We start from the raw sequence: 22,748 nt of genomic DNA on the forward strand, positions 1-22,748 counted from the left end.
AAGTATGCATCATGGATAAAACGCTTACCCTAAGCACTGCTTTTGGTCATACCTAAGCACTGCTTTTTCGTTAAAGAAAACCCATCAGACATCTCCCCTAAGCACTGCTCTTAGGTGCTTCAGCTTGCTTCGAAAACATCATCGTTCTTGGCTATACCGGTATCGTCTACTCTTTCTCTAACCGCACCATCCGGAGTCGCCTTAACCTTATCGACATAAGTCTCAAACTTTTGATTATTGAACAGTCGCTCCTCAATTGTGTCGAGCGTTCTATGATGTCCTATTTTATATTGCAATCTGGAATTCCAGGAATAAAGGATGCTGCATAAAACAAGTAGCATTCCTAACGATTGTCCGAAGATTATTAATGCAATACCGATAACGAAAAAGAAAGCTGGTTCGGAAAGTGTTTCAATAGTCTTGATATTAGGCTCACCGAACGTTTTATTCTTTAAAAATCGAGGGTGAATATCACCGGCATATAAACTATCTGTTTCAAAGTCGTACTCGTTTGATCGGCGCCTAGTTTCTTCATGACGTTTGTAGGCGACTATGAGGAATGCAATAGTAAAAACATACCACGTAGCATATGACCAAAAGAAATCAGGCCATTGAATCGGTTGTAATCGGAACTTTGGGATAAAGAAAATTCTTGGGAAGTAAAGAATAAACAATGGTAAAACCGCTAGAACTAATGTTGCCTTAATCGCTGACCAGAAGGTAAAATAGCGTTCCCCAAAATTTTTTCTTATAAACACCTCCAAAATCAATTTGGGCATGGCAGTCGAATCAATGTATTTGGCAAGCTGGTTACGATCTATTTCAGATCGCTGGATTGGAGCCGAGTTGTATATAGTTTTTTTCATTGTTATGGTTTGTTAAAGTTTAAGATCGCTCTGATTGAATTTCGTCTTTAAGTGATTATCACCCGTTGAAAAAGGTGCTCCTGGCCGGTGGATATACGCCTCGATCACACCGTCATTATTTGATCCACCAGTCTTGAGTTTTACGAATACTTCGGGGCGCACAATTTTTTCGGTATGGGTTGAAGACGTCTGGCTTCCAGAGATATTATTTACGCCTGCTGTAGCTCCGATTGACTTACGTTCGTATTCCGCTTCGCCAATCAATGTCGAGGAATATGTATTTGTCTCAATATCAGCATTGGCATGAAATATTTTTGTATTAAGTGTTCCAAGAAAGCTTTTGACTCGATACTCTGATTTTTCACCCCCCATATTTGCGTAGTAGTTTGGAAGATTCTGAGAGATATAAACCGTGCATATGCGCGAGCTCCGAGCTGTGGCTTGATAATCTGCATCGTGTTCATGCAGGAAGTTTTGTGATTCATCCGCCCATAAGAAAACAGGGCGTTGACCATATTTCGGATCACGTCTTTCCATGGCACGTTGCCAGATATATTTAAACATGATTTGGGCATCACGTCCAACCTTGCCATAGGACTTGACCGGAAGGTTGAGAACGATGATTGCCCCACGTAAGCAATCTTCTGGTTCGATGTTCGAAATCTTGTTGCTGAAAAGAGAATACACAGGCTCATGCATAAAGCGTGAGAGGAAACCAACAAACGAGAAGTCGATAATAGATCGGGTCTTCTCACTCATGGGTATATAGATATGAAAGAAATCTTCTATTTGTGAGAGCAAGTGTAATTCTGGAATGTCTTCCATAGCACGGCCTGATGAAGTTCCCTCTTTTTCCATTTTGCTTAGTTCCTGAAGGTCAAATTTCCGCTCCCACTCATCAAGCTTTTCTTTGACCTTTTTATTCGCGATTCGAATAGCTTTTTGATAAGGGCGATCTGCGAGCTTAGGATCAAGCAATTCGTTTTCTGTTTTCGGAAGAGATTGGGCTATCTCGTAAAGATCTTTTATTCTGAGTGCGCCATAGGCGAGTTTGCACAAATCAACAAGGTTGTGCATCAATAAATCGGTGGAGTTTTCCCAAAACATATCATCCGACTTACCGCCTTGTTTTTCTTCGCTTGCCTTTAATACAGTTTTGAGAACATGGACAATGTTCCCAGTGATTGACATTCCTGGACTACTATTCTTACTTTCATATTCAAGGAAATTGAAATTATTTTTTCCACCAGGTTCAATTACGACCATATCCCCAAGTCGTCCGGTTAAGCGGCAATAGTCTTCCCAGAGTTTTTTTTCATCTGGTTTCGCAGTAAGAACAAGACCACCAAAACCAGCCTTTAGATATTTGAGAGCAAAGAGGCGGCCAGAGCCGGAGGTTTTACCCGAACCTATTCCTCCAAATATTTGGACGCCTTCGACTGCATTTCGAATCGTCCAGTTATCCGAGGTGGTTTTACCGTTAAAATTTATAAGGATTGTATCAAGATCGAATCCTTGCATACGCATTTCTTGTGAAGCCTATCTAGTTTGAAGAAAATAAATTACTCATATAGTTGCGCAAGCGAACGCATTAAATTTATGTTATCAATAAAGGGATGATGCTTTTCAGCTCATTTCAAAGAGAAATTGATAAAATTCATATACCGATTTTAAGGTATAAGAATAAGTATTTTTACCTATTGTTGATTTAAGCAATTCCAGGGCCAAGCAGAGGTAGATTATCTGCTACATCAACGCCATGCTTTATATGTGTTTCGCGATATTGAATTCCGGTGATGGCGCGATAATCCACTTGGTTAATCTCAAAGCGACTTTCCGGCTTTAGTTCATTGGTGAATTCGCGCATGTAAAGTTCGATCTTGAGCGAGTATTCTAGGTCGGGCATATAACCTAGCAAACATTGAATTTTCGAACGGACAATATCTTTATGCTCGACTAAATGATTCTCATACTTTAACAGATCGGAATAAGAAATGGTGCTGTCTCTTAGGCAGATGGCTTCTTTCATATCGGCATTACGTATGTGACGCACATGGATATCCATTTCGTTTACGCAATGTTCGTAACGAAGAATTTCATCAAGATGGAAACGACACAACGCCCATCGAACATAGAATTCATGTCTCTTCGCATGTTTTGGATCGGGAAGGTAGCCCAAGCGTTGTTCTATATAGAACATGGCAGGCAACTCATATTCGGGCAGATAGGTTTTAGAGATATGCTCTACATCAGTAGGTAGCGTTGTTTTATGAAGCATAAAATAACGCTTGCAACGTTCTTCTGAAATCGGGTCGAGATTAAGAAATGCGCCAGCCAAAACAGCCTCCCACACAACTGATTTACAATATGTATATTAGCAGAGGGCTTCTAAATGTCAAGGACAAATGGATGAAAAGGAAAGGAAAGAACTCGAGGATTTTTTCAAAAAAAATCCAAAGGTTCAGAAACTTGCAAATGAAACAAGGCAGACTTTGCACGATTTAGATAGAGCTATCGAGGATGCACCTCCGGACAGACCAGCACCGCGACTAACACCTAATGGGGCGCTTTCCCACAGTAGTCCAGGAACACAAACTAGAACCAAGGGAATACTCATTGGTATGAAGAAGGAGGCACTGGATACCTACCACAAAAAATTAGATGAATTTACCATCAACTATGACGAAGCCACCAAAGGTCGCATTCAAGAATTGTCCACCAAATCAATATTGGAAACAGACTACAAGAAAAAAGAATATCAGACCAATAAAGAAAACCTTAAGTACGAGTTCTCAGAATCAAAATCCGACATTCAAAGGGGCGATGTTTCAAAACGAATTATGGACTCACTTTGGTCAAGTAGGGTTGGGAAAGGGATTGATCCTGAGCAAAGCAAAGACAAATTAGAAAGGAATAAACTGGACAAAGACAGAGACCTAGAGCCTATAAAAGATTAGCGGTCTCTATCGTGACCCTTATCTTTCGTCTTGTCAGGTGAGGGCTTTGTGAAAGTTCGTTCCCGTTGTTCGCGTATACGCTCTAGGATATATTCCTTGTGTCCATCCCGAAATCCTTGAAGCCGTTCTCCGTTACCTTTTGCTGATGCAAGCTTTTCAGCAAGGTCACGTGAATCTTTGGTTAATACATAACCCTCATTAAATCCCTTCACGTAGTCGGGGGAAGGTGTAGTTGTTTCTTCCATAGCTAATAAGTTTCGCGTGCGTTTTGTTCAAGAAAGAGATCAAGTGATTCACGGTCGTAGAGAATTATTTTCTTCTGCGGTTGCGTGAATCTGATCTTTCCTTCGTCACGTAATTTCTGCATTGTGGTTTTGGATTTGATGTTCAGCAAGCGCATAGCTTCCTCATCCGAAACCCACTTATCAAAGCTGTTACCTTTCTTATCCTTTAGTCGGGTAACAACTTGTTCGACAAGTGCATAAAACGCATCTTCTTCAAGGCAAATGACTTGCATGAAAATATATTAGAATTTGAATCCAACAACAAAATTCATGGTCGCTCTATCCCAGCGATCAGTTTCTTTGTTCAAATTGTTATTCCAGTCTTTGTAGAAGATTTGCAAACCAAGCACAATAAGATCAGGATTATTTTTCTGGTTTAAGTAAATTCCTGCACCAGGAGAGAATAGGTCTACAGATTCCTTATTCGGATAAATATCTTGTCTAAGATGTATCATCGGTGTTAGGCGAGCATTGGGAATGAAGTATCCAACATCTACCATTGGTCTTATAAATTGCATATTTTGCTTTAATTGACTCTTTAGGTAAACCTCAGAAACTTCAGTTGTCACATATCCGCTCGATCCAGTAGATGTAAGGCCAGATAAGTTCAATTCACGATATTCATATTTGTCAATAGACTTTACGTTATCCATTGAGCCAATTTCAATAGCTATGCCTAATAAAATTCGTCTAAGGTGTTTACGATCAATCAACTCTAATGTATTGTATCCTAGTTGAATTGAATAATTTGTTGGTGCAACAGATTCTTTTTTAATTAATGTGCCTTCAATAGAAGCTATTTCAATACGGCTAACATTAATTTTTGGAGATATGTAGAAGAAATCTTTTGCATTTTTTCCAACATATGTTGATGTAAGACCGAACTGAACTTGAAAATTTGTCTCCCCCTTTTTTATGATAGGAATTTTACCATCTTTTCCACTAAACTTAAGTTCTGCACCCCAGTACAGGTTTTGAGTTGATAGAATATCTTGATCTATGAAGGATAATGATAAAGATTTTTCTGCTGCATTAAGTATTAGTTGTAAAGAATCAGAGGTTGCTAAAGAAAATGCTGACTTACCATCTGCATCTTGGAGTAAGCTTGTCTGCGAAAAAGCAGAGCCCGAAATTGTCATTGCTGTGATTAAGCAAATACTTATTTTTCTCATACGATTTTTGATAAAGCTTTTATTGTTAGTGGAATCTCAACTGTATCAACTACAGTATCTTTATTTGAGTTGTTAAGTTCTCGTGTTCCTTTCGTCAACTCTACCCATTTTCCTTTGTCTTTAATCTGTATTGTATAAGTGTATTTTGTTGTGGCTCTTGCGCCTACAATAAGTTTGAAATCAAATGCCCCCTGAACATCGATATTAAATTCATCAGAGATATATTTTTTGAATGCATCTTGTCGATGCCAACTTATTTGTAAGTCCTCATCACCTTCAGGGTGAAATTTGACCATAAAAATTCTTGCTGTACCTTTTACAGTAACTTTAAATCCATACGCTGCCATAGAGTGTTTTTTTTGTTATTAGTAATAAGCCCAAGACTAATTTCTATAAAACAGATCACAACAACAAGTGAATGCTAACTAAAGATTATGAATTTTGAAAAAATACCTTATTTGAGGTATGTAATTTTTTCATTCACTTCATCGAGAATTTTTTCAATTATAATCTTACCGTAATGTTTATCGGTAACGCTTACGTTTGAGTGCCCTAAGGCAGAGGATATTTGTCGAATATCAATGCCCATGTCTAAGCCAATGTTTGTCCAGGTGTCTCTCGCTGAATATGACGTAATGGTTTTGGCTATACCAGTTTGCTGAGCGATAAGGTTCATGCGCTTATTGAACCATTTTATCTTGTCATTCTTAACGCGGTGCATCCTGTGGGGTGGTGTGTCTATTGGTAGAATAGGGAAGAGGTAATCTTCCGGTTTCTTTTTGTCTTTATTGTAGGTGTTAATAATAGCAAGTGATTCCGAACTTTGCTTGATTGAGAAGAAGTCACCCTCATACATGGTTTTCTTCCTGAAGTACTTTATTCGTTCACCGTCAAACTGCATGACCTTGATAAGTGCCATATCGTAAAAGTTCATTCCCATATTATTGAACATGAAAAGAAAGAAGTTGCGGGCATGGAAGTCAGGGCTATCCGGCTTTAGGTCAAGTTTCCGAATGATATTGATCTCATCAGGTGTTAACGGGTTAGGGGCGTTCTCATAGCTTGCCTTTTTAACTCCGGCCAAGGGTGTATGGTCTTTCAATTCAGGGAAGGATTGCCCTGCATCATTCAATATAGCGTTTAAGCTTCTGAGGTATATACCAACAGTATTACGGGACTTGTACCGCCTAGTCATATAGGCTTTGAAGTCTTTCATAAACTCCGCATCAATCGCCTTTATGGCCATATCATATTTTTTGTATTCAGGCAGAATCTCGAAACCTTCGCCCTGATTGTCTTTTTTGTTATAGAGTGTTTTGATAGTTTCATCATCAGGTTTTCCACCCAGCCTCATGCGATATTTGATAAATGCCTTTAAAGCATCTTCATAAGAACTTGCCGTTGAGTACCGACCTTCGGTCGCAAGACGGTAAAGGTACCGGCCACCAAACCCGAGCATGGATAGGGCTGACTGTTTATTGAAGAATTGGCGTTCTATCTCAAGCTTTAGCTTTTCGATAGGCCATAGCTTGATCATTTCGGCATTCTCATCAATCCAGAGATCGACTTCGCTCAAAAGCTTTTGGGTTCGCTTGGTTTGTCTTACTGAATTGGGTATTCCAGTGACTTTACCCGTAATCGGATCGAACTGATTTTCCTTTAGATGAACATCAAAGGGTATGTCTCGTGTCTTGGTTTGGTGACTAATCCTTAGAACGAGTGCATATCGACCGTCAGCAATTTGGTGGTCTTTCCGTCTGTCCAGTACATTCTTTACTGTAGCCATAACGAGTGGGTTTTTTCCGGCGTGTTTCCGGCGTGTTTTTTTTGATTCGAACCGTTTTAATGTGAATCTAAAATAGCGAATTCAGGTCAAAAAAGCATATTTCACACCAGATAAATTCATATGAAACCATTTAGGACTGACTTGTAATCAGTAGGTCGCTGGTTCGATTCCGGCAGGGGGCTCTTCAAAATCAGCCAGTTACACAAAAGTGTGACTGGCTTTTTTATTTTATACGCACTTAACAATTACTTATAAAAACTACTTTATTAACAATCCATCCTTAAACGAAAGCTTTCCATCAGTACCTATGCCCGTTGCATAATTAACCGTAAAGCTTGATGGATCTGCCCCGGCAAGCACATGTGTTTTATAAAACACATGTTGCCTGTCTTTAGCATAAAATTCGGTTATCGCGCTGAAAGTTGAAGGGTCTGCTTCACTTATTTTATCGGTGTCGTAATATACTGCATTTTCATCTTTTAAATAATCACGATCAACGATTACCAGGGTAGCAACATCTACTGCCGGCAGTAGTTTTCCATCGCTTATCAAGGTGTTATTAATCACAACATTTCTTTCATCAATAACATTTATAGCACCAATCTTGTCAAAGTTGAGTAATGAAAAAGGATTTTTCCAATTAGAGAGTATAATAGTATTACCAATTCGTGTGTAGTAGTCATTAAGGGCTTCTGCTTCGCCTGCTGGTCTTTCATTTTTCCTGACCACGCTTGTATTGTCTTCAGCTGTACCTGAAGTTGCTGTATAATCATCTACAATAGCATAGAGATAGGTGTTATCCATAGCCAGTGATTGATTGAGTCGTACAAAGGTCTTTCCGTCAGCATCTATTTTTTTGCCATAAAGAAAGACAGCCTTTTCATCTTTGCCCCAACGTTGGCCGTAGGTTTCCTTTTCTAATGTTAACGGCTTATAGGTTTTGGGGTTAGCATCCTCAATAATACTCAAACGACTACCGTAATCGTGCTGATAATACACGCGAATATCGTCTTTGGCAATATTATATTCGTCAACAATGAAGCTTTTATGATCAACATCTTGTTTTTGACCGTTCCAAAAAACAAACTGTTTGTCTTTGCCAAAATTTCTGGAGAGTAATTTAAAAGTAGACGGGTCTGCTTGTGTTTCTGTATAGCCCAGTTCGAACCAATTACCCATAGGGGAGTAGATGATCTTTTCTTTCCAGGCGTGGTAGTAATAGGAGTCAGAGATGGAACTGTTCACTGGCTTACCTATACGGTAAAAGAAACGGGTCACTAATACGATAATTACCAATAAACCTGCCCCTATAACGATCAATACTACTTTCACTTAATAGAAATTTCCCTCAATTTATCGGGCAAAAGGCTGCAATTGCAATTTTATGAAGTAAATATTTTTGGCCAGGTTTCTTTATGTTGTAATCAGCATTGACTTAGGATTTGATTACCTAAGTTTTACCAGGCAAGTTCATGGAACTTTTGGTATTGGCGTAATAGAAAATCAATTGTAATGTGAATTACCTCAGTTGGCATAAAAAAAAGGAGGTACTTTCGTAGCCTCCCCTTATCATCTCAATTGAATCAACCGGATCATTTAAGACAATTCCTTTTCAAGCTCATCAATTTTTGACTGTGCTTCTATTTTACCAAGCGAAAGTGACAATCGATATAGTTCAAGTGCCTCTCTTCTGGCTTCTCTCTTCTTTCGTGGCGCAAATTGAGTTCTGTTTGCTGCGCTCTCCAAAGCCGCTGCTTGTGCATAGTATAAATCAGCTACTACAGTTTTATTCTGAGCATCGGTGTCATTTACAAGTCGTTCTAATGATGCAACATCACCTTCTCTTAATTTAATGATTTGGTCTTTAATCGATAGAAGAGAATCTTTCTGATTTACTTTTACCCAAAGTTTAAGATTCTCATCGCGTACATTGGCTAATTGCAATTGAATATCCACGAGTTCGTCAGACGTTTTCTTTAAGTCTGCTTTTAATCTTCTTAACGCTGACGCTGATGACTTTGAAGAGTTTTTAGCTGCTTTCTCAAGAGCATCTAGTTTTGCCTCTGTACGCTTAACGTAAGCATTAATTTCTTTTAAGCGACTAATATGGTCAGCATAAGAGCTGCCTTCAATCATTCTAACTCTAAGCATATCTCTGCTTACATCAATAGAATCAATTAAGGCTCCTACGTCATTCATACCTTCCTCCAGCTCTTTACTTGCAATTAATGCAGTGTTTACTGAATCAAGATCGCGCTGCAGTGACTCCACTTTTTTGGTATCACAACTAAAGAGCGTGACCAAAATGGCTATTACAAGGATTATTTTTTTCATATTATTCTGTTGTTATGGTTTAGGTTGTGAACAGATTAAGGTCATTGACAAGATGAGCCTTCAAACAATAAATGCACTGACGTTTTTAGAAAGTCAGGTTATTTTCAATAAATGTATCTACTATACAAAGGTGGACTAGTTTTGACTATAATGTGTTACACACTTTACATATCGAGGTTTATTATTATCATCGGTGATTTATGGTAGTTCTTTGTTCATGAATCGGATGCAGGTCGCATCTGCCTGGCTATTTTAAACTGGGTGGGTGAAAGGCCAGTCACTTTTTTGAATTGATTAGATAAATGTGCAACACTGCTATAATTCAATTCGAAAGAGATGTCTGTAAGATTATGTTCGCCTTTAACGATTAGTTTCTTTACTCTTTCAATTTTGTGGTAGATGATAAATTGTTGGATTGTTGTACCTTTTATGCTGCTAAACAAATTCGATAAATAGGTATAATTATAGTTAAGGGTTTTACTTAATAGTTTTGAATAGCTTGTTTTGGTCAAGGTATCGTCATTGATAAGTTGTATTATTTTATTACAGAGCGTATCAACTAAGCGATTATTGCTAGTAAACAATATTGAATTTTGACTCATTAATAGGGTGTCTGAGTTATGATGATCACTACAATATGTTAGTTCATTTTGATCAATATCAATAGTGTTTTGTTTTTTACTGTAATGCGAAGCTTCTTGTTGCCTGACTGTTATAGAATAACCAGCTTGTTGAATTGTCTTCATGATTTTTGATTTTAGTCTATTTTTGTTTCCTCTTTAATCGTGCTTGTTTTTTGAAGTATCCCCTAAATAAAAAGTTGTGTTGCAGGGCATTCATATTCATATCCAGTTTTTCAGTAGCATCCTTTGTGTTCTCCATCACTGATTTTAGTTGGGCAGCAAACAGTGTATCAGTAGATACTACCGCTAAAGCATTTTTTTCGTTATTTAATTTTTCAGTTGTTTCTAGTAATTCGTTTGAGGCTTTCTTAGCATTTAACCCCACGACCACAAGGTTTGCAGCTGTTTGATCAAGAATTCTTGCATAGCTTGTATCACTTAAAAGTTTAGTGATTATGCCATCGCCTGTATTGATGGTATTTAGAATTTTGTTCAAGGACTCAGTTGCTTGATTACTATTTTTACTTGCTTCTTTTATAGAGGACAGACTTGAGCGTAAGTCCTTACTGATTGGACCTTCATTCATCAACTCTCCTAATACTCCCTTGCCGCTTTTAATGTTAAAGCTGATCAGCTTTAGATCATCTGTAATTGATTTTGTATTGGAGCCAATTTCTTTTGCAATGTTAAATAGTTCCTGAGTATCAGTAGGCGAGAGGGCGTTAATGGTATCCATATCCTGGATGACTTCATTTTTATTGCCGGGTCTGATTACTACTATTTTGTTGCCGACAAAACCATCTGAACCAACATACGCAGTTGCATTAGTTTTGATAAATTCATTTTGGTTGTCTTTTAAGGAAAGGCCGACAATTACTTTTCCATCGGCAACAATTTCCACCTTTTTAACAGTGCCAATTTTTACACCTGATAGCCAGACATTGTCTCCTTCTTTCAGCCCTTCAACATTTTTAAAAATAGCAGAAATGGTAAAGGTTTTATTAAAAATATTACCATCTTTTCCCATATAAATGAGTGCAGTCATGAAAATTACAATGCCACCAATTACAAAGGCGCCTACTTTTATTCCACGATTTATATCTTGTACTTCCATTTTTTTTAGTAATTAAAAAATTGTTTTAATTCCGAATTCTCTGATTTTTTCAATTCATCAAAAGTTCCTTGTAATGTACTTTCTCCATTCACCAATGCCACTACCTTATCGGACACTTCACGTGCACAACTTATGTCATGTGTGATAATGACTGAAGTTGTATTGTATTTCTCCCTCACCTTAAGAATCAGTTCATTTATTTCACCTGATGTTATTGGGTCAAGACCTGATGTCGGCTCATCGTATAACATAATTTTAGGATTGAGTATTAGTGTTCGAGCTATACCTATGCGCTTTTTCATACCACCCGATAGTTCAGCTGGGTATAAATTGAGCGTATGCTCGAGACCAACATCTTGTAGTGCAGCAATAACGAGTTCATGAAGTTTTTGCCTTTCATAAATAGCAAGATTTCTTTTGAGCGGAAATTCCAGATTTTCTTTAACCGACATGGAGTCGTATAGCGCACTTCCCTGAAAGGAGAAACCCACTTGAAGTCTTAGTTCATTTAGCTCTTCCTTGTTTATTGCTGTTAAGTTGTAATCCAGTATTTTAATACTACCACTGTCAGGTGTGAGCAAGCCGACCATACATTTTATTAGCACTGATTTGCCTGTTCCTGATCTGCCCAACACTACCAAATTCTCTTTATCATAAACTGTCAGGTTGATGTTTTTTAAAATTTGACGTTCATCAAAACTTTTACATACATCAATAATTTCAATCATCTTTTTAGGATGTATTGAAATTGTGTTATCATTTTCTACCGCTGTATTTGGCATTAGCGAACAAGGTTTAAGAATTGTAAAATGATAATATCGATTATGAAAATCGAAAACATAGAAACAACCACTGCTGTATTAGCCGCTTTACCAACACCTGTAGTGCCCTTCTCGGAGTGATAGCCAGCGAAACAACCGATGAGACCAATTGATAAACCAAAGAGAGCCGACTTAATTAGTGAAGAACCTATATCCAAATATGTGATTGAAACAGAAACTTCGTTTAGAAATAGTAACAAACCCGTATCGTTGAAGGAGTTAACCATAATAAATGAGCCAAATAAAGCAACTGCATCGGAGTAGATTACCAAAATGGGTAGCATGAATGTTGAGGCAATTACCCTGCTTACAACCAGATAGGAAAACGGGCGTGTACCTGATACTTCCATAGCATCTATTTGTTCTGTTACACGCATACTGCCTAACTCAGCGCCCATGTTCGAACCAAATTTGCCAGCGCAAATTAAGCCTGTAATGAGAGGCCCCAGCGACCTTACTACTGCTTGCGAAACAAGTGAGGGAAGCCATGATTCAGCCCCGAATGAAGACAATGAAGGTTGGGATTGTTTAGTAAACACAACACCTGCCAAAAGAGAAGTAAAACTGATGAGCAGGAAAGACTTATTGCCTATTGAAAAGCATTGTTTTATTATTTCTTTAGCTTCAAAAGGTGGGGTGAATGCTTTTACAAAGAATTCTTTACAAAAGTCATATACCTCTGCTGTGGTAATTAATATTTCTTTAACTGTACCGATTTTCGCCATGCATCGCTGGTCATATATAAATGATGCCAGAAAAACGTATTGATTTTTGAAAGGGATCCTCTGCTAATTGCTTTAATTGCTCAATCCCCATGAAGTAACTGTAGAGAATAGTACACACTTACTGCGTAAAAGGTGAATCTGTTATTAGTTTATGGTATTAAAAAGTAGCACGACTTTCGCCTTAACGCCCGCAATGAAAGCATGCGCGCGCATTATTTTTTTCTGCCTTTTAGTTCAATTATCGACAAGCCTTGAGGCCCAAGTATTATTAAAAACGCGTATAAGAATACTTGGTGGTAGTCAGGTAGTTTTACGTGATACTAGTTTTATAACGAAAAGGGACACCATAATTTCTTTAAATGAGGAAGAGATTTATCAGGTAAAAATAAGATTGGATCCATATCGTAAGTCAACTAACTTTTATGATTCACTGGAGGTTAGATCAGTGAAGAGCAAGGTTTCTACTGGTATTTTTGATTTGGTGATACGGAAAAAGAAGAGAAAAGTGAGGGCAGTAACTGTGCTGGTTAAAGCTGAGTTACCCTTTATGCCTTATAGAGGATATCGTATTGCCACGCTTAACTTTCATGCAGTTCCAATATTGGAAGGTTCGGTACTGGATACTTTGCAAGAAGCAACCACACACCTGGGCAAATTGGTAAATAAGCTACACAAAGACACTCGAAAACGCATTATCAGAAACAATTTACTTTTTGAGGTAGGGGATATGGTTGATCCTTACTTAATGGCTGATAATGAAAGACTTTTACGGCAGTTTCCCACGTTGAAAGATGCCCGGATATATTTGAAACGAAGTAAGAAAAATCCTGAAGAAGTAGATGTAGTAATTGTTACACAAGACGTTAATTCACTAGGTGCATCTGGGCGCATATCGTCCATTTCTAATTATAGGGCGGATGTTTTTGACAAAAATATGCTCGGTTATGCTCGGCAATTAAAACTTTCTTATTTTAGAAATACAAATGGTGCGCCTAAGAATGGAATTGAAACGATTCTTTATGATCCCAATCTGTTTGCAAGTTTTTTGCAAGGTGAACTTCAGTATACTAACAATTACTTACGTAAACGATCGCGGCTTACTGTAGGCAGAGACTTCTTTGCTTCAAATATTAAGTATGCGGGTGGTTTAGAAATATACAAGACCAAGGAAAATTTTTATTTCGAAGATTACGATACACTGGCCCTAGCCTATACTGAGAATGCGTTTGACGTTTGGGTTGGAAGGAGCTTTGAATTTGAGAAGCGGAAAAATATAATCTTAGCTATGAGGATTAATCCCCATCATTTTCCGGAAAGTACTGCAATACTTCAAGATTCTAATTCATTTTTTCGTGACCGCACACTACTGTTAAGTTCTGTGACTTACGTAAATAGAAATTTTTTAAAGACTTTGCGAATCAGGGGTTTTGGCCGGACAGAGGATGTCCCTACTGGGGGATCATTGACCCTGTTGGTAGGTAAAGAGTGGAATACTTTTGCAGATCGTAAGTATCTTGAGATTAACTCAAGCTACGGAAACTATTTTTCTAACTTCGGTTATATTAACGTAAGTTTTGTTGGAGGCACCTATCTTGTTAATGGTGAGGCAGAAGACGGTCTTATTTCATTGGCTACTCAGTATTTTAGTGATCTTAAGAGATGGCGAAAAACCCAAATAAGACAATTTGTTAATGCATCTTATGTTAGAGGGTTCAATCGGATTTTAGATAGAAGCGTGGGTATAAATGGTAAATGGGAAAGTCCTTATGGGCTTAAACCCACAGGCAATGGCCGCTTGAATCTTAGTTTTGAGACAGTATACTTTATGTCATGGTATGTTTACGGATTCCAATTTGCCTTGTATCATCGTTTTGATTGGTCTAGTTTAAATAGTATTCCCATTGTTAGCGCAGAAAATAATAATTTCACTTCATTTAGTTTGGGTGTGCGCACCTTGAATGAGAATTTGGTTTTTCCAACGTTCTCTTTTGAGTTTTCTTATTTTTCTAAAAGTGGATTGTATCCATCACTTTTTCAATTTACCTTATCTACTTCAATTTCGAACACATTTAGAAATAGTTTATCGGGTAAACCAATAGTAGCTTTATTTAACTAATCTTAGTTTTTTTGAAATCTACTCTATGCATTCAAGCACTCTATGCTGCAGATCTCCACAGATAATTTTAATCATGATATTATAGGGATGTATAGATAATCTAATAAGTTGTTAGACTAATAAGCAAAAAAAAAGGCCACTATTAGTGGCCTTTTAGAAAAAAGCGAAGCTTCCCCCTAATCAACTTCCTCTTCTTCCATGTTTGCTGCTAACTGATTTATCTTTTCAGCTAAATTAGTTAGTATTATATCATTCCTTAATTCGTCATCTTTGGATTCACGTAATAAAATAGCACACTCAACTTCATTAAGAACAGTAGCAGTAGTTTTTAGTGTTCCGTATGCAGAAATTTGATAGTGCGTGATTTTCTGAATAATATTTATGAGCGAGGCATCTCTTACGTGGCCCAGATCAAATTTTTGAACATTATCGTTTGCCTCTTTTAGTAGACATTCTATTGCTGGTGATTCCTTACCTGTTGCTTTTAACTTTTTAATTTCGAAGCATCGCTCTATTCTATGGTTTTGCTGATAGACAGCATCAATATGTTGCTCAACAGCTTCTAATAATAATTCGTTATAAATGGATTTAGCAATCTCAGGTAGTGTACGCAGCAAGTACTTTTCAGTCCAATAGATGTCCTTTAGCATATCAATAAATATGTATTCAAGCCTTTCTTTGGTAGTCTTTGTTTCCAAAATTAATTTTTGAGGAATAAGATCTATTGGCTCTTTAACCATTTTATCAAGGATTGTCTTCCTAAGTTGAACTTGCATTTTATTTTATAACTTAATTAGTTAATGTATATTGAGAAGAATAAAAGGAGTTAAGTAAGATTATCTCCACTTATTCTATTCTTTACAACTAAAGAGTCGCTATTTCTTTTCTTATCTGATCTTTAGTTCTGCCAAGACGTTTTTGTAAACGACCAAGCATTTCTTCCTCTTTTCCTTCCATGTAGGTCAAGTCGTCATCGGTAAGCTTAGCATATTTCTGTTTCAGCTTACCTTTTATCTCTAGCCAGGTTCCTTTTAATTGCAGCTTACTCATATATTATCAATTAAACTTTAATTTTTTCGTTTGCGTTGTAAAGGGAGTCTTTTCCTTTTCTCACCACTTCATCCATTCCTGAATTAAATTTCTCCTTAAGTGAATCGATCGATCCATCGACTGAATCCTTGATCGAATCAGTTAGTTTTCTTGATCCATCAGAAATTTTCTTTCTTGTATTAGTGCCACTATCAGGTGCTAGCAACATTCCAATGGCTACACCAACGGCAGCTCCTGCCAACAAACCTCCTATCAAATTTTTTGCATCCATATTATTGAGTTTTAATTGTCCGCACAATTGGGCGAAGTAACTATACCTTAGAGATAAGCGTACCAATATTGAAAAGACTGTTTATTAGCTTAAATGCAACACTGGAGCTGTGTAGTGCTGTGGAATTAGCGTCTTAATTGTGAATAAAATGTAACACCTAAAAAAGCTTATGCCACTAGTTGTTCTAATAAAAATTTGCGCTTAGGAACTAGTTTGGAACGATTCAGCAAGCTTAAAGTGGATGGAGAAGGTTGTTCCTTTACCAACAGTACTAATTACTTCAATGGTAGCGCTATGACTATTTAGTATATTCTTGGTTGAAGTAAGACCAAGTCCCATTCCTTTTTTCTTACTAGTAAAAAATGGATCAAAAAGTTTGTTCAGATTATCATCGTTTATTCCCTTTCCGTTATCTGTTATGGCGATCGTGAGTATTTGTTCGTTTACGGTAGTGTTTATTTTAACTTTTCCTTTACAGGGTTCAGTTGCCTCAATAGCATTAATAATAATATTTAATATGGCAATTTGTATTTTTTCCTTATCGATGAATATTCTTGGCAGATCTTTTTGGATAATCACTTCAATGGAAATGTCATTTAATTGAATTCGATCATTGGCTTGTTTCAACACATCGTTTATTAATTCTGTAACTTCTGTTAGCCTTAGGTTGAGTTGTTTGGGTCTTGAGGAGTTAAGCATTTCGCCAACGAGCTGTTCAATTCTGTTAGCATTTCGTTCTATGATGGAGCTATATAGTTTTGCAGCCTCATTTTCTGGGGGAAATTCTCCTTTTAATTGATCTAATGCAAGACTAAGATTGGTAAGGGGGTTTCGAACTTCATGGGCTATGGTTCGCACAATTTTTCCTGTTAATGAAAGCCGCTCAGCTAGTATCATATCCACCTCAGCTTGCTTTCGCAGAGAAAGATCTTTGATGATACCCTGGTAACAACAGAAATTGTTTGATTGATTTGGTATATACACACAGTTCAGCATGCAAATTTTAGCTGAGCCATTTTTGGAAATGAGTAATACTTCGAAGTCTCTAATTTGTTCCTTGGTTTTTAAGGTGTTGATAAAATGCTTGTAATCTTTCGGTCTTAAAAAGAGGCTTTTAATAGTAGTTTTTTCGAAACTTGATGTATCATTTCCAAATAGCTTGTTAAATGAGCTGTTGCTATCAATAATATCTAACTTTTTAGTAGCAAGAAAAATTGGGTCAATGGACCTTTCAAATAATGATCTGTATTTTTTCTCCTTTTCATCAAGCTCGGCTATTATTTTGGATTGCTCAGTATTTAGTTTCTCTAGCTTTATTTCTATTTCTTTTTGCTCTGTAATATCCACAACAGAACCAAATATATCTCCTATTGAAGAGGAGTGCGGTTTAATAGTTAGGGTTAGATAGCGAATTTTATTCTCATTTAGTATTCTGTAGTTGACTGTTGATCCATTTCTATTTGTTTTAACCTGAAGTAAACAATTCTCTATTAGTAAAATATCCTCAGGGATAACATTTTCTAAAAATGTATTCCATGATATTATTTCTTGAGTGCTTTTGTTAAAAATGCTGTGGAGGCCATCTGACCAGATTAATTCATCATTACCAGCTGTCCATTTCCAACTGCCCATATGGGCTACTGATTCAGCCTCATTTAATAAGGTTTTTCTTTCTTTATTCAACGTTGTGCCCGAATTGGGATTCATAACCTTTTTTTTTAGATATGCTGCAACTTTAGTAATTGTTATTTGCGCAAGTAAAAATGAATATGAGGTGTTAACACCACAAGTGTGTATTTGCTTACTATTTAGCTTAACACAACTTTTCCTTATTCACCTGCATAGGCTTTTAATCGGTGTTATTGTTGTTGGCTCACTATTAGTATTGCAATAATTGAACTAAAATTCTTTAAATATGAATTACACAAAAATCACTTGGCTAGTAAGCCTTGCAGTATTGATTACTTGTACTTTTAATCAATCATATGCTCAAACTTCTAAACGCGCGGGTATTAAAGGAGGTCTTAATGTAAGCAATCTTTACATTGACCAAGTAAATGATGAGAATGCACGTATTGGCGCACATTTTGGTTTTTTTGCTCAAGTACTTTCTACTGAGGTTATAGCAATTCAAACAGAGCTACTATTTTCTACGCGAGGATCTCTGGCAACTTATACGGGTTTTGTCGATCAAGAGATTAAATATAACTTAAGTTATATTGATTTACCTGTATTGGCAGTAATTAAAGTTGGAGAAAATGTAGAATTTCATGCCGGAGGCTATGGGAGTTATTTGATTGATGCCAATATTTCTTATGAAGGAGATGTTGCTAATGGTGTAGATCAGGTTGATCGCGATCAGCTTAAGTCGTACGACTTTGGATTAGCAGCTGGTGTTGGTATCACTGTAGGTGCTGTTCAATTGGGTATGCGATACAATTATGGATTAGTAGAAATTGCTGACAGTGATAATTCAAGAGCAGTTTTAGGTGATGCAAAAAATTCGTGTGCGCAGTTATTTGTCGCATTCAGTTTTGGCGGCCAATAGCATTTTTTATAACATAACTTTTTTAAGGGGTTATGTTATAAAGTTTTAGCTTATTATATAAAGTTTTTCTATCGATGTTCAGCAGTTCCGCAGCTTTTGATTTATTATAGCTCACTTTCTCTAATACATCTAATATAGCCTGCCGTTCTGCTGTCCATGCGATGGATTTAAGAAGTCCAACATTTTCATGAACCACTTCTGTAACATTGTCTTGATTTTTTTCGGTAATTTCAATGGGTAAACTTTCCATTTGGACAGTATCACCCTTAGTGAGTAACACGGCTCTTCTGATTACATTATTCAACTCTCTCAAGTTACCATGCCAATAATAGTGACGTAAATATTTCTGAACATCAGCAGAGAGTAGTTTTACATCTTTGTCTTGCGAAGTACTTGCTTTTTCAAGGAAATATTTGGCAAAAAATATGATGTCATCTTTTCGATCACGCAATGGCGTAAGTTGTATCTTAAATTCATTTAATCGATGGTATAAATCTTCTCGTAAGCGCCCCTCTTTTACTACAATAGAAAGATTTTCATTTGTTGCTGCAATAATGCGAACGTCAATAGAAATATCTTTTGTTGCACCAATACGCTTTATTTTTCGTTCCTGAATTACACGAAGTAGTTTGATTTGATTTTCATAGGAAAGGTTTCCAATTTCGTCTAAAAACAGTGTGCCACCATCTGCAATTTCAAAACTTCCTTGTTTATCCGAAATGGCACCTGTAAATGATCCTTTCATATGGCCAAAGAGTTCACTGCCTGCTAATTCTTTGGGCAATGCACCACAGTCTATGGCCATAAAAGGTTTTCCTACACGTTTACTGAATTTGTGAATGGATTGTGCAACAAATTCTTTGCCTGTACCAGTTTCCCCACTTATAATTACGGACATATCAGAAGGAGCAACGAGCTCAATATGCTGTTGTATTTTTTTAGACTGTTCGCTAATACCCACAACGAAATTAGCAGTTGAGGAAGTATCTTGAATACGAACTTTTCTGCTTACACCTCCATGTTCTTTATCCTCGATATACGTAAATTGTTTTAATTGATTTTTTGTAATTGTTTCATGAATAGTAACGAGCAATTCATCCGGATAAAGTGGTTTGGTAACATAATCGTTTGCTCCATACCTGAATGTTTCTACTGCAGTTTTTACATCTGAGTACCCGGTAATAATTATGATAGCAACCGTAGAGTTGAGAATCTTTATACGCTGAAGTAGTTCAATGCCATTAACATCAGGTAGTTTATAGTCGCATAGTATCAAATCATACTCGTTGCTGCGCAATTGCTGCAATCCCTCTGCCCCAGTATAAGCAGTGTGAACCAGGTAATTGCTTTTGCTTAAAAACTTTGTAAGCATGAGGCAAATATCACGATCATCATCAATTACAAGAATACTAGGCATAGGGACGAATTAGGTCGGTATAGAATTAATATTGATAAATTTTAGTGCTTCGTTAACAATTTTTGTACTAAAAGGCTTTGCAATAAACATATCGGCACCCTTGTCGCGAGCCCGATTACCTTCACTATCGTGAGCACTGATTACAATTATCTTTGTTTTTAAATTTTGCTTTTTTACCAAGTTGAGAATATCATAGCCCGAGCCTTCGAGGAGATTCAAATCAATAAACATAAGGTCATAAACATGTTTATCCATTTGAAGACTGGCATCGTGTACTGTGCGGGCATATTCACTGTCGAAGTTTAAACTCTGCAAATGACGCGTAAGCATCAGACAAATATCCAATTCATCATCAATTACCAAGATTTTAGCCATTCCAGTGCGTTTTGTCAATAAGATTATCTTTTATGTTAATCATGTTCTTCGCTTGAAATGGGGAAATAACAAGATAGTTATAAAAGCACCAATACGGACGATTAACTGATAAGCAATAATCGGCACTATGTAGTGTGAGGTAAATCTTTCACTATCTTATGGAGGGGTAGTGTAAAATCATGCCATCTATTTAAGGCCTAATTGTGCCTATTATCCATCAATGTGTAGAATATTCTACTCATTAGCTGGGGAATTTTTAAAATAATCCCTGACATCACTTCAATTTTAACGCTAAATGACCTTCTACAGTCTGGCACTGATTTTTCTCTGCCAGGCTAAAAAATATATAATATATATGAGTAATCTACTTTATTTGGTTGCAGTTGTACTGGTAATTTTATGGCTCTTGGGCTTTTATGTCTACAGTGTCGGTTCAATTATCCATGTTTTATTGGTAATAGCCATTATTGCAGTACTCTTCAGAATTATCAGGGGTGGCAGAATTAATCTCTAACTATTTAGATTCAATTTTCATACGATTCGAATGATACTGAAGTACCGTAAAGTCTTTATTAAGCTTTCGATCGCCTTGACCCTGTTGTTAGCAGTTATAATTTTATTATTTCTCGCTGACTATTTTATTGAGAAGAAAATGAAAGATGCAATTCAAAATTTGCAAGGATCATTTTCTTCTTTAAATATTAATTTATTTTCGAGAAGTGTTAAGATTGAGGAATTAACGTGGATATCTAAAGAATCAACTGAGGATTCGGCATCGCATACCCTTTATGTGGATTTAATTAAGCTAAAGGGTATTCATTTGCTGCCACTTATTTTTGATAAACGAGTAATTGTTAATCACTTGGAAATAGATAGTGCCAATCTAAGTTTCATAAAAAACATAAGGTTTAGTAATGACTCGTCCTCCCAAAAATCCTTAAAAGGTTTTCTTATAAAGCAAATTTCGCTAAAGCGTATTGCCTTACGTGTAAAAGAAGATACAACAGATGTTCTATCTGGAATACTAAATGCAGATATAAGGCAGTTAAGATTTGAAAGAGATAGTACGCAAAAATTTGTCCCTTCTTTTAGTCAGATAACTTGTACCGTAAAGTCAATTGCCCTAAATCACAAGGGTGGTCTATATAAAACAAATATCTATAAGGTTTATCTTAATTCTGAGCAACAGCTAATCAGTTTTGACTCAATTCAATTATTGCCTAAGCATGCAAAATATGACTTTGCATGGAAAGCAGGAAAACAGGTGGCTCGCCTCACATTAAGCATTCCTAAAGTTGATGTAATCAATTTGGATTATGATCACTTATTACAAAAGCAATTTATTGCCTCTGCTATTCGTATTCAATCCTTTAATTTGGATGTTTTTAAAGATAAACGTGTCCCTTTTTCGCAAACTGCTCATATTCATTTGCCAATGCATTATTTTAATGCACTAAAATGGAAAGTTAAAATTGATTCACTTGCTTTCGGGTTATCTCAAATAAGAACAGAAACCTTTCCTGAAAGTGGTATTGCGCCAGCCATTATTACATTTGATGATGTAAGTGGTTTGTTACTAAACCTTGATAATATTCAAGAGAAAGAAGCCATTGATTATGCAACGCTTCAAGCATCGGGTTTTTTTATGGGTAAGGGTAGGATAGAAGCAACTTTTCAATTACCACAGGATAGTTCTCCGGTTTACCATACTAAAGGTTTTATAAAAGATATGGATATGACTATTTTAAATGGAGCCTTGCAAAATATAGCAAATATCAATTTAAAGTCCGGTTATCTTGATTTAATGAATTTTAATTTTACCTATACTGACTTCGGCTCTCGCGGATCGCTTGACATGGCGTACCAGTCACTTAGCATTTCAAGTCTTAATAAGAATAAGTCATCCACTAATGAAATTAAAACTGCCTTACTCTATTTATTAGTGCAACGTAATAAGGAGATTGAGCCAAATTTATCAGGGAGAGTAGGTACTATTGATGTGAAACGAGATCGTAAAAAGCATATTTTTAACATATGGTTAATCTCCATTCTGGATGGTATGCGTTCCAGTTTTCTAGGTGGAGATAAAGTCGACAATCAATCCAAGAAATAACTACTCTGCTTTGAGAATAATTTAATTTACATAACAAACACTATATAAAAATAATGTTATTTTATGACTTACGTGTTTAGCTGTGGGTTTATAAAACTTATCACATCTTGTTGCACAATACATAGTTGAAACAAACAGGTTGCAATTGCTTACAAGGTATTTTAATTCAATAAGGT

General features: G+C 36.6%; 25 protein-coding genes. 5 read left to right on the forward strand and 20 right to left on the reverse strand.

The features are described from left to right. Positions 1–119: 119 nt before the first annotated feature. The 3 genes from SanaruYs_RS00235 to SanaruYs_RS00245 form a co-directional block, all read right to left on the reverse strand. Entirely contained in the window at positions 120–866 is a 747-nt protein-coding gene (locus tag SanaruYs_RS00235) for a hypothetical protein (RefSeq protein ID WP_127120503.1), read from the reverse strand. A gap of 12 nt (positions 867–878) precedes the next feature. Then, on the reverse strand, positions 879–2,387 hold the full coding sequence (locus SanaruYs_RS00240; protein WP_160118551.1) for a type IV secretory system conjugative DNA transfer family protein: 1,509 nt from the start codon (positions 2,385–2,387) through the stop codon (positions 879–881). A gap of 187 nt (positions 2,388–2,574) precedes the next feature. Continuing rightward, on the reverse strand, positions 2,575–3,219 hold the full coding sequence (locus tag SanaruYs_RS00245) for a hypothetical protein (protein WP_127120505.1): 645 nt from the start codon (positions 3,217–3,219) through the stop codon (positions 2,575–2,577). Between the two features lie 52 nt (positions 3,220–3,271). Between SanaruYs_RS00245 and SanaruYs_RS00250 the strand changes: the two genes are divergently transcribed. Then, positions 3,272–3,823 carry a hypothetical protein gene (locus tag SanaruYs_RS00250; protein ID WP_127120506.1) on the forward strand — a complete coding sequence of 184 codons (552 nt, stop codon included), beginning with the start codon at positions 3,272–3,274 and terminating at the stop codon, positions 3,821–3,823. On the opposite strand, the gene SanaruYs_RS00255 is transcribed toward SanaruYs_RS00250, so the two are convergent. From SanaruYs_RS00255 to SanaruYs_RS00305, 11 genes are all read right to left on the reverse strand, one after another. Next, complete coding sequence (locus tag SanaruYs_RS00255; RefSeq protein WP_127120507.1) at positions 3,820–4,068, reverse strand: hypothetical protein; 249 nt, start codon at positions 4,066–4,068, stop codon at positions 3,820–3,822. The genes SanaruYs_RS00250 and SanaruYs_RS00255 overlap by 4 nt on opposite strands. Before the next feature lie 2 nt (positions 4,069–4,070). Next, positions 4,071–4,340: a helix-turn-helix domain-containing protein gene (locus tag SanaruYs_RS00260; protein WP_127120508.1), complete on the reverse strand. Its 270-nt coding sequence runs from the start codon at positions 4,338–4,340 to the stop codon at positions 4,071–4,073. 9 nt (positions 4,341–4,349) lie between these two features. Next, entirely contained in the window at positions 4,350–5,279 is a 930-nt protein-coding gene (locus tag SanaruYs_RS00265) for a hypothetical protein (protein WP_127120509.1), read from the reverse strand. Beyond that, positions 5,276–5,626, reverse strand: a complete 351-nt coding sequence (locus SanaruYs_RS00270; RefSeq protein ID WP_127120510.1) for a hypothetical protein — start codon at positions 5,624–5,626, stop codon at positions 5,276–5,278. Before SanaruYs_RS00270 ends, SanaruYs_RS00265 begins: the two co-directional genes overlap by 4 nt. Positions 5,627–5,733: 107 nt before the next feature. Further along, positions 5,734–7,065 carry a tyrosine-type recombinase/integrase gene (locus SanaruYs_RS00275; RefSeq protein WP_127120511.1) on the reverse strand — a complete coding sequence of 444 codons (1,332 nt, stop codon included), beginning with the start codon at positions 7,063–7,065 and terminating at the stop codon, positions 5,734–5,736. A gap of 258 nt (positions 7,066–7,323) precedes the next feature. Then, positions 7,324–8,397: a DKNYY domain-containing protein gene (locus SanaruYs_RS00280; RefSeq protein WP_127120512.1), complete on the reverse strand. Its 1,074-nt coding sequence runs from the start codon at positions 8,395–8,397 to the stop codon at positions 7,324–7,326. A 264-nt stretch (positions 8,398–8,661) separates the two neighbouring features. Further along, the gene (locus SanaruYs_RS00285) at positions 8,662–9,399 is read right to left on the reverse strand and encodes a hypothetical protein (protein WP_127120513.1); all 738 of its coding nucleotides are present in this window, start codon (positions 9,397–9,399) and stop codon (positions 8,662–8,664) included. Positions 9,400–9,614: 215 nt separating this feature from the next. Then, on the reverse strand, positions 9,615–10,145 hold the full coding sequence (locus tag SanaruYs_RS00290; RefSeq protein WP_127120514.1) for a helix-turn-helix domain-containing protein: 531 nt from the start codon (positions 10,143–10,145) through the stop codon (positions 9,615–9,617). A 16-nt stretch (positions 10,146–10,161) separates the two neighbouring features. Further along, positions 10,162–11,136 (reverse strand): MlaD family protein, encoded by a 975-nt coding sequence (locus SanaruYs_RS00295; RefSeq protein WP_127120515.1) that lies wholly within the window; start codon positions 11,134–11,136, stop codon positions 10,162–10,164. A gap of 5 nt (positions 11,137–11,141) precedes the next feature. Beyond that, on the reverse strand, positions 11,142–11,918 hold the full coding sequence (locus SanaruYs_RS00300; RefSeq protein WP_127120516.1) for an ABC transporter ATP-binding protein: 777 nt from the start codon (positions 11,916–11,918) through the stop codon (positions 11,142–11,144). Then, a complete protein-coding gene (locus tag SanaruYs_RS00305; protein ID WP_127120517.1) occupies positions 11,918–12,682 on the reverse strand; it encodes an MlaE family ABC transporter permease in 765 nt (254 codons plus the stop codon). The genes SanaruYs_RS00300 and SanaruYs_RS00305 overlap by 1 nt, the downstream gene beginning before the upstream one ends. 151 nt (positions 12,683–12,833) lie before the next feature. Between SanaruYs_RS00305 and SanaruYs_RS00310 the strand changes: the two genes are divergently transcribed. Next, a complete protein-coding gene (locus tag SanaruYs_RS00310) occupies positions 12,834–14,798 on the forward strand; it encodes a hypothetical protein (protein ID WP_127120518.1) in 1,965 nt (654 codons plus the stop codon). A gap of 176 nt (positions 14,799–14,974) precedes the next feature. Here the strand turns inward: SanaruYs_RS00310 and SanaruYs_RS00315 are convergent, their stop codons facing one another. The 4 genes from SanaruYs_RS00315 to SanaruYs_RS00330 all read right to left on the reverse strand — a co-directional run bounded on the left by SanaruYs_RS00315 (position 14,975) and on the right by SanaruYs_RS00330 (position 17,826). Next, on the reverse strand, positions 14,975–15,574 hold the full coding sequence (locus tag SanaruYs_RS00315) for a YciE/YciF ferroxidase family protein (RefSeq protein ID WP_127120519.1): 600 nt from the start codon (positions 15,572–15,574) through the stop codon (positions 14,975–14,977). Between the two features lie 88 nt (positions 15,575–15,662). Next, a complete protein-coding gene (locus tag SanaruYs_RS00320; protein WP_127120520.1) occupies positions 15,663–15,848 on the reverse strand; it encodes a CsbD family protein in 186 nt (61 codons plus the stop codon). A gap of 10 nt (positions 15,849–15,858) precedes the next feature. Next, on the reverse strand, positions 15,859–16,119 hold the full coding sequence (locus SanaruYs_RS00325; RefSeq protein WP_127120521.1) for a YtxH domain-containing protein: 261 nt from the start codon (positions 16,117–16,119) through the stop codon (positions 15,859–15,861). A gap of 201 nt (positions 16,120–16,320) precedes the next feature. After that, a complete protein-coding gene (locus tag SanaruYs_RS00330) occupies positions 16,321–17,826 on the reverse strand; it encodes a PAS domain-containing sensor histidine kinase (RefSeq protein WP_127120522.1) in 1,506 nt (501 codons plus the stop codon). A gap of 208 nt (positions 17,827–18,034) precedes the next feature. On the opposite strand from SanaruYs_RS00330, the gene SanaruYs_RS00335 reads away from it, so the two are divergent. Then, positions 18,035–18,667 carry a porin family protein gene (locus SanaruYs_RS00335; RefSeq protein ID WP_127120523.1) on the forward strand — a complete coding sequence of 211 codons (633 nt, stop codon included), beginning with the start codon at positions 18,035–18,037 and terminating at the stop codon, positions 18,665–18,667. Between the two features lie 22 nt (positions 18,668–18,689). On the opposite strand, the gene SanaruYs_RS00340 is transcribed toward SanaruYs_RS00335, so the two are convergent. Further along, positions 18,690–20,084 carry a sigma-54-dependent transcriptional regulator gene (locus SanaruYs_RS00340; protein ID WP_127120524.1) on the reverse strand — a complete coding sequence of 465 codons (1,395 nt, stop codon included), beginning with the start codon at positions 20,082–20,084 and terminating at the stop codon, positions 18,690–18,692. Positions 20,085–20,093: 9 nt separating this feature from the next. After that, the gene (locus SanaruYs_RS00345) at positions 20,094–20,459 is read right to left on the reverse strand and encodes a response regulator transcription factor (protein WP_127120525.1); all 366 of its coding nucleotides are present in this window, start codon (positions 20,457–20,459) and stop codon (positions 20,094–20,096) included. 355 nt (positions 20,460–20,814) lie between these two features. Between SanaruYs_RS00345 and SanaruYs_RS00350 the strand changes: the two genes are divergently transcribed. Both SanaruYs_RS00350 and SanaruYs_RS00355 read left to right on the forward strand, forming a co-directional pair. Then, entirely contained in the window at positions 20,815–20,973 is a 159-nt protein-coding gene (locus SanaruYs_RS00350; protein ID WP_127120526.1) for a lmo0937 family membrane protein, read from the forward strand. A gap of 138 nt (positions 20,974–21,111) precedes the next feature. Next, a complete protein-coding gene (locus SanaruYs_RS00355; protein ID WP_127120527.1) occupies positions 21,112–22,572 on the forward strand; it encodes a hypothetical protein in 1,461 nt (486 codons plus the stop codon). The last annotated feature ends 176 nt before the right edge of the window (positions 22,573–22,748 follow it).

The organism is Chryseotalea sanaruensis, assembly GCF_003990915.1.
In the GTDB taxonomy this organism is placed as follows: domain Bacteria; phylum Bacteroidota; class Bacteroidia; order Cytophagales; family Cyclobacteriaceae; genus Chryseotalea; species Chryseotalea sanaruensis.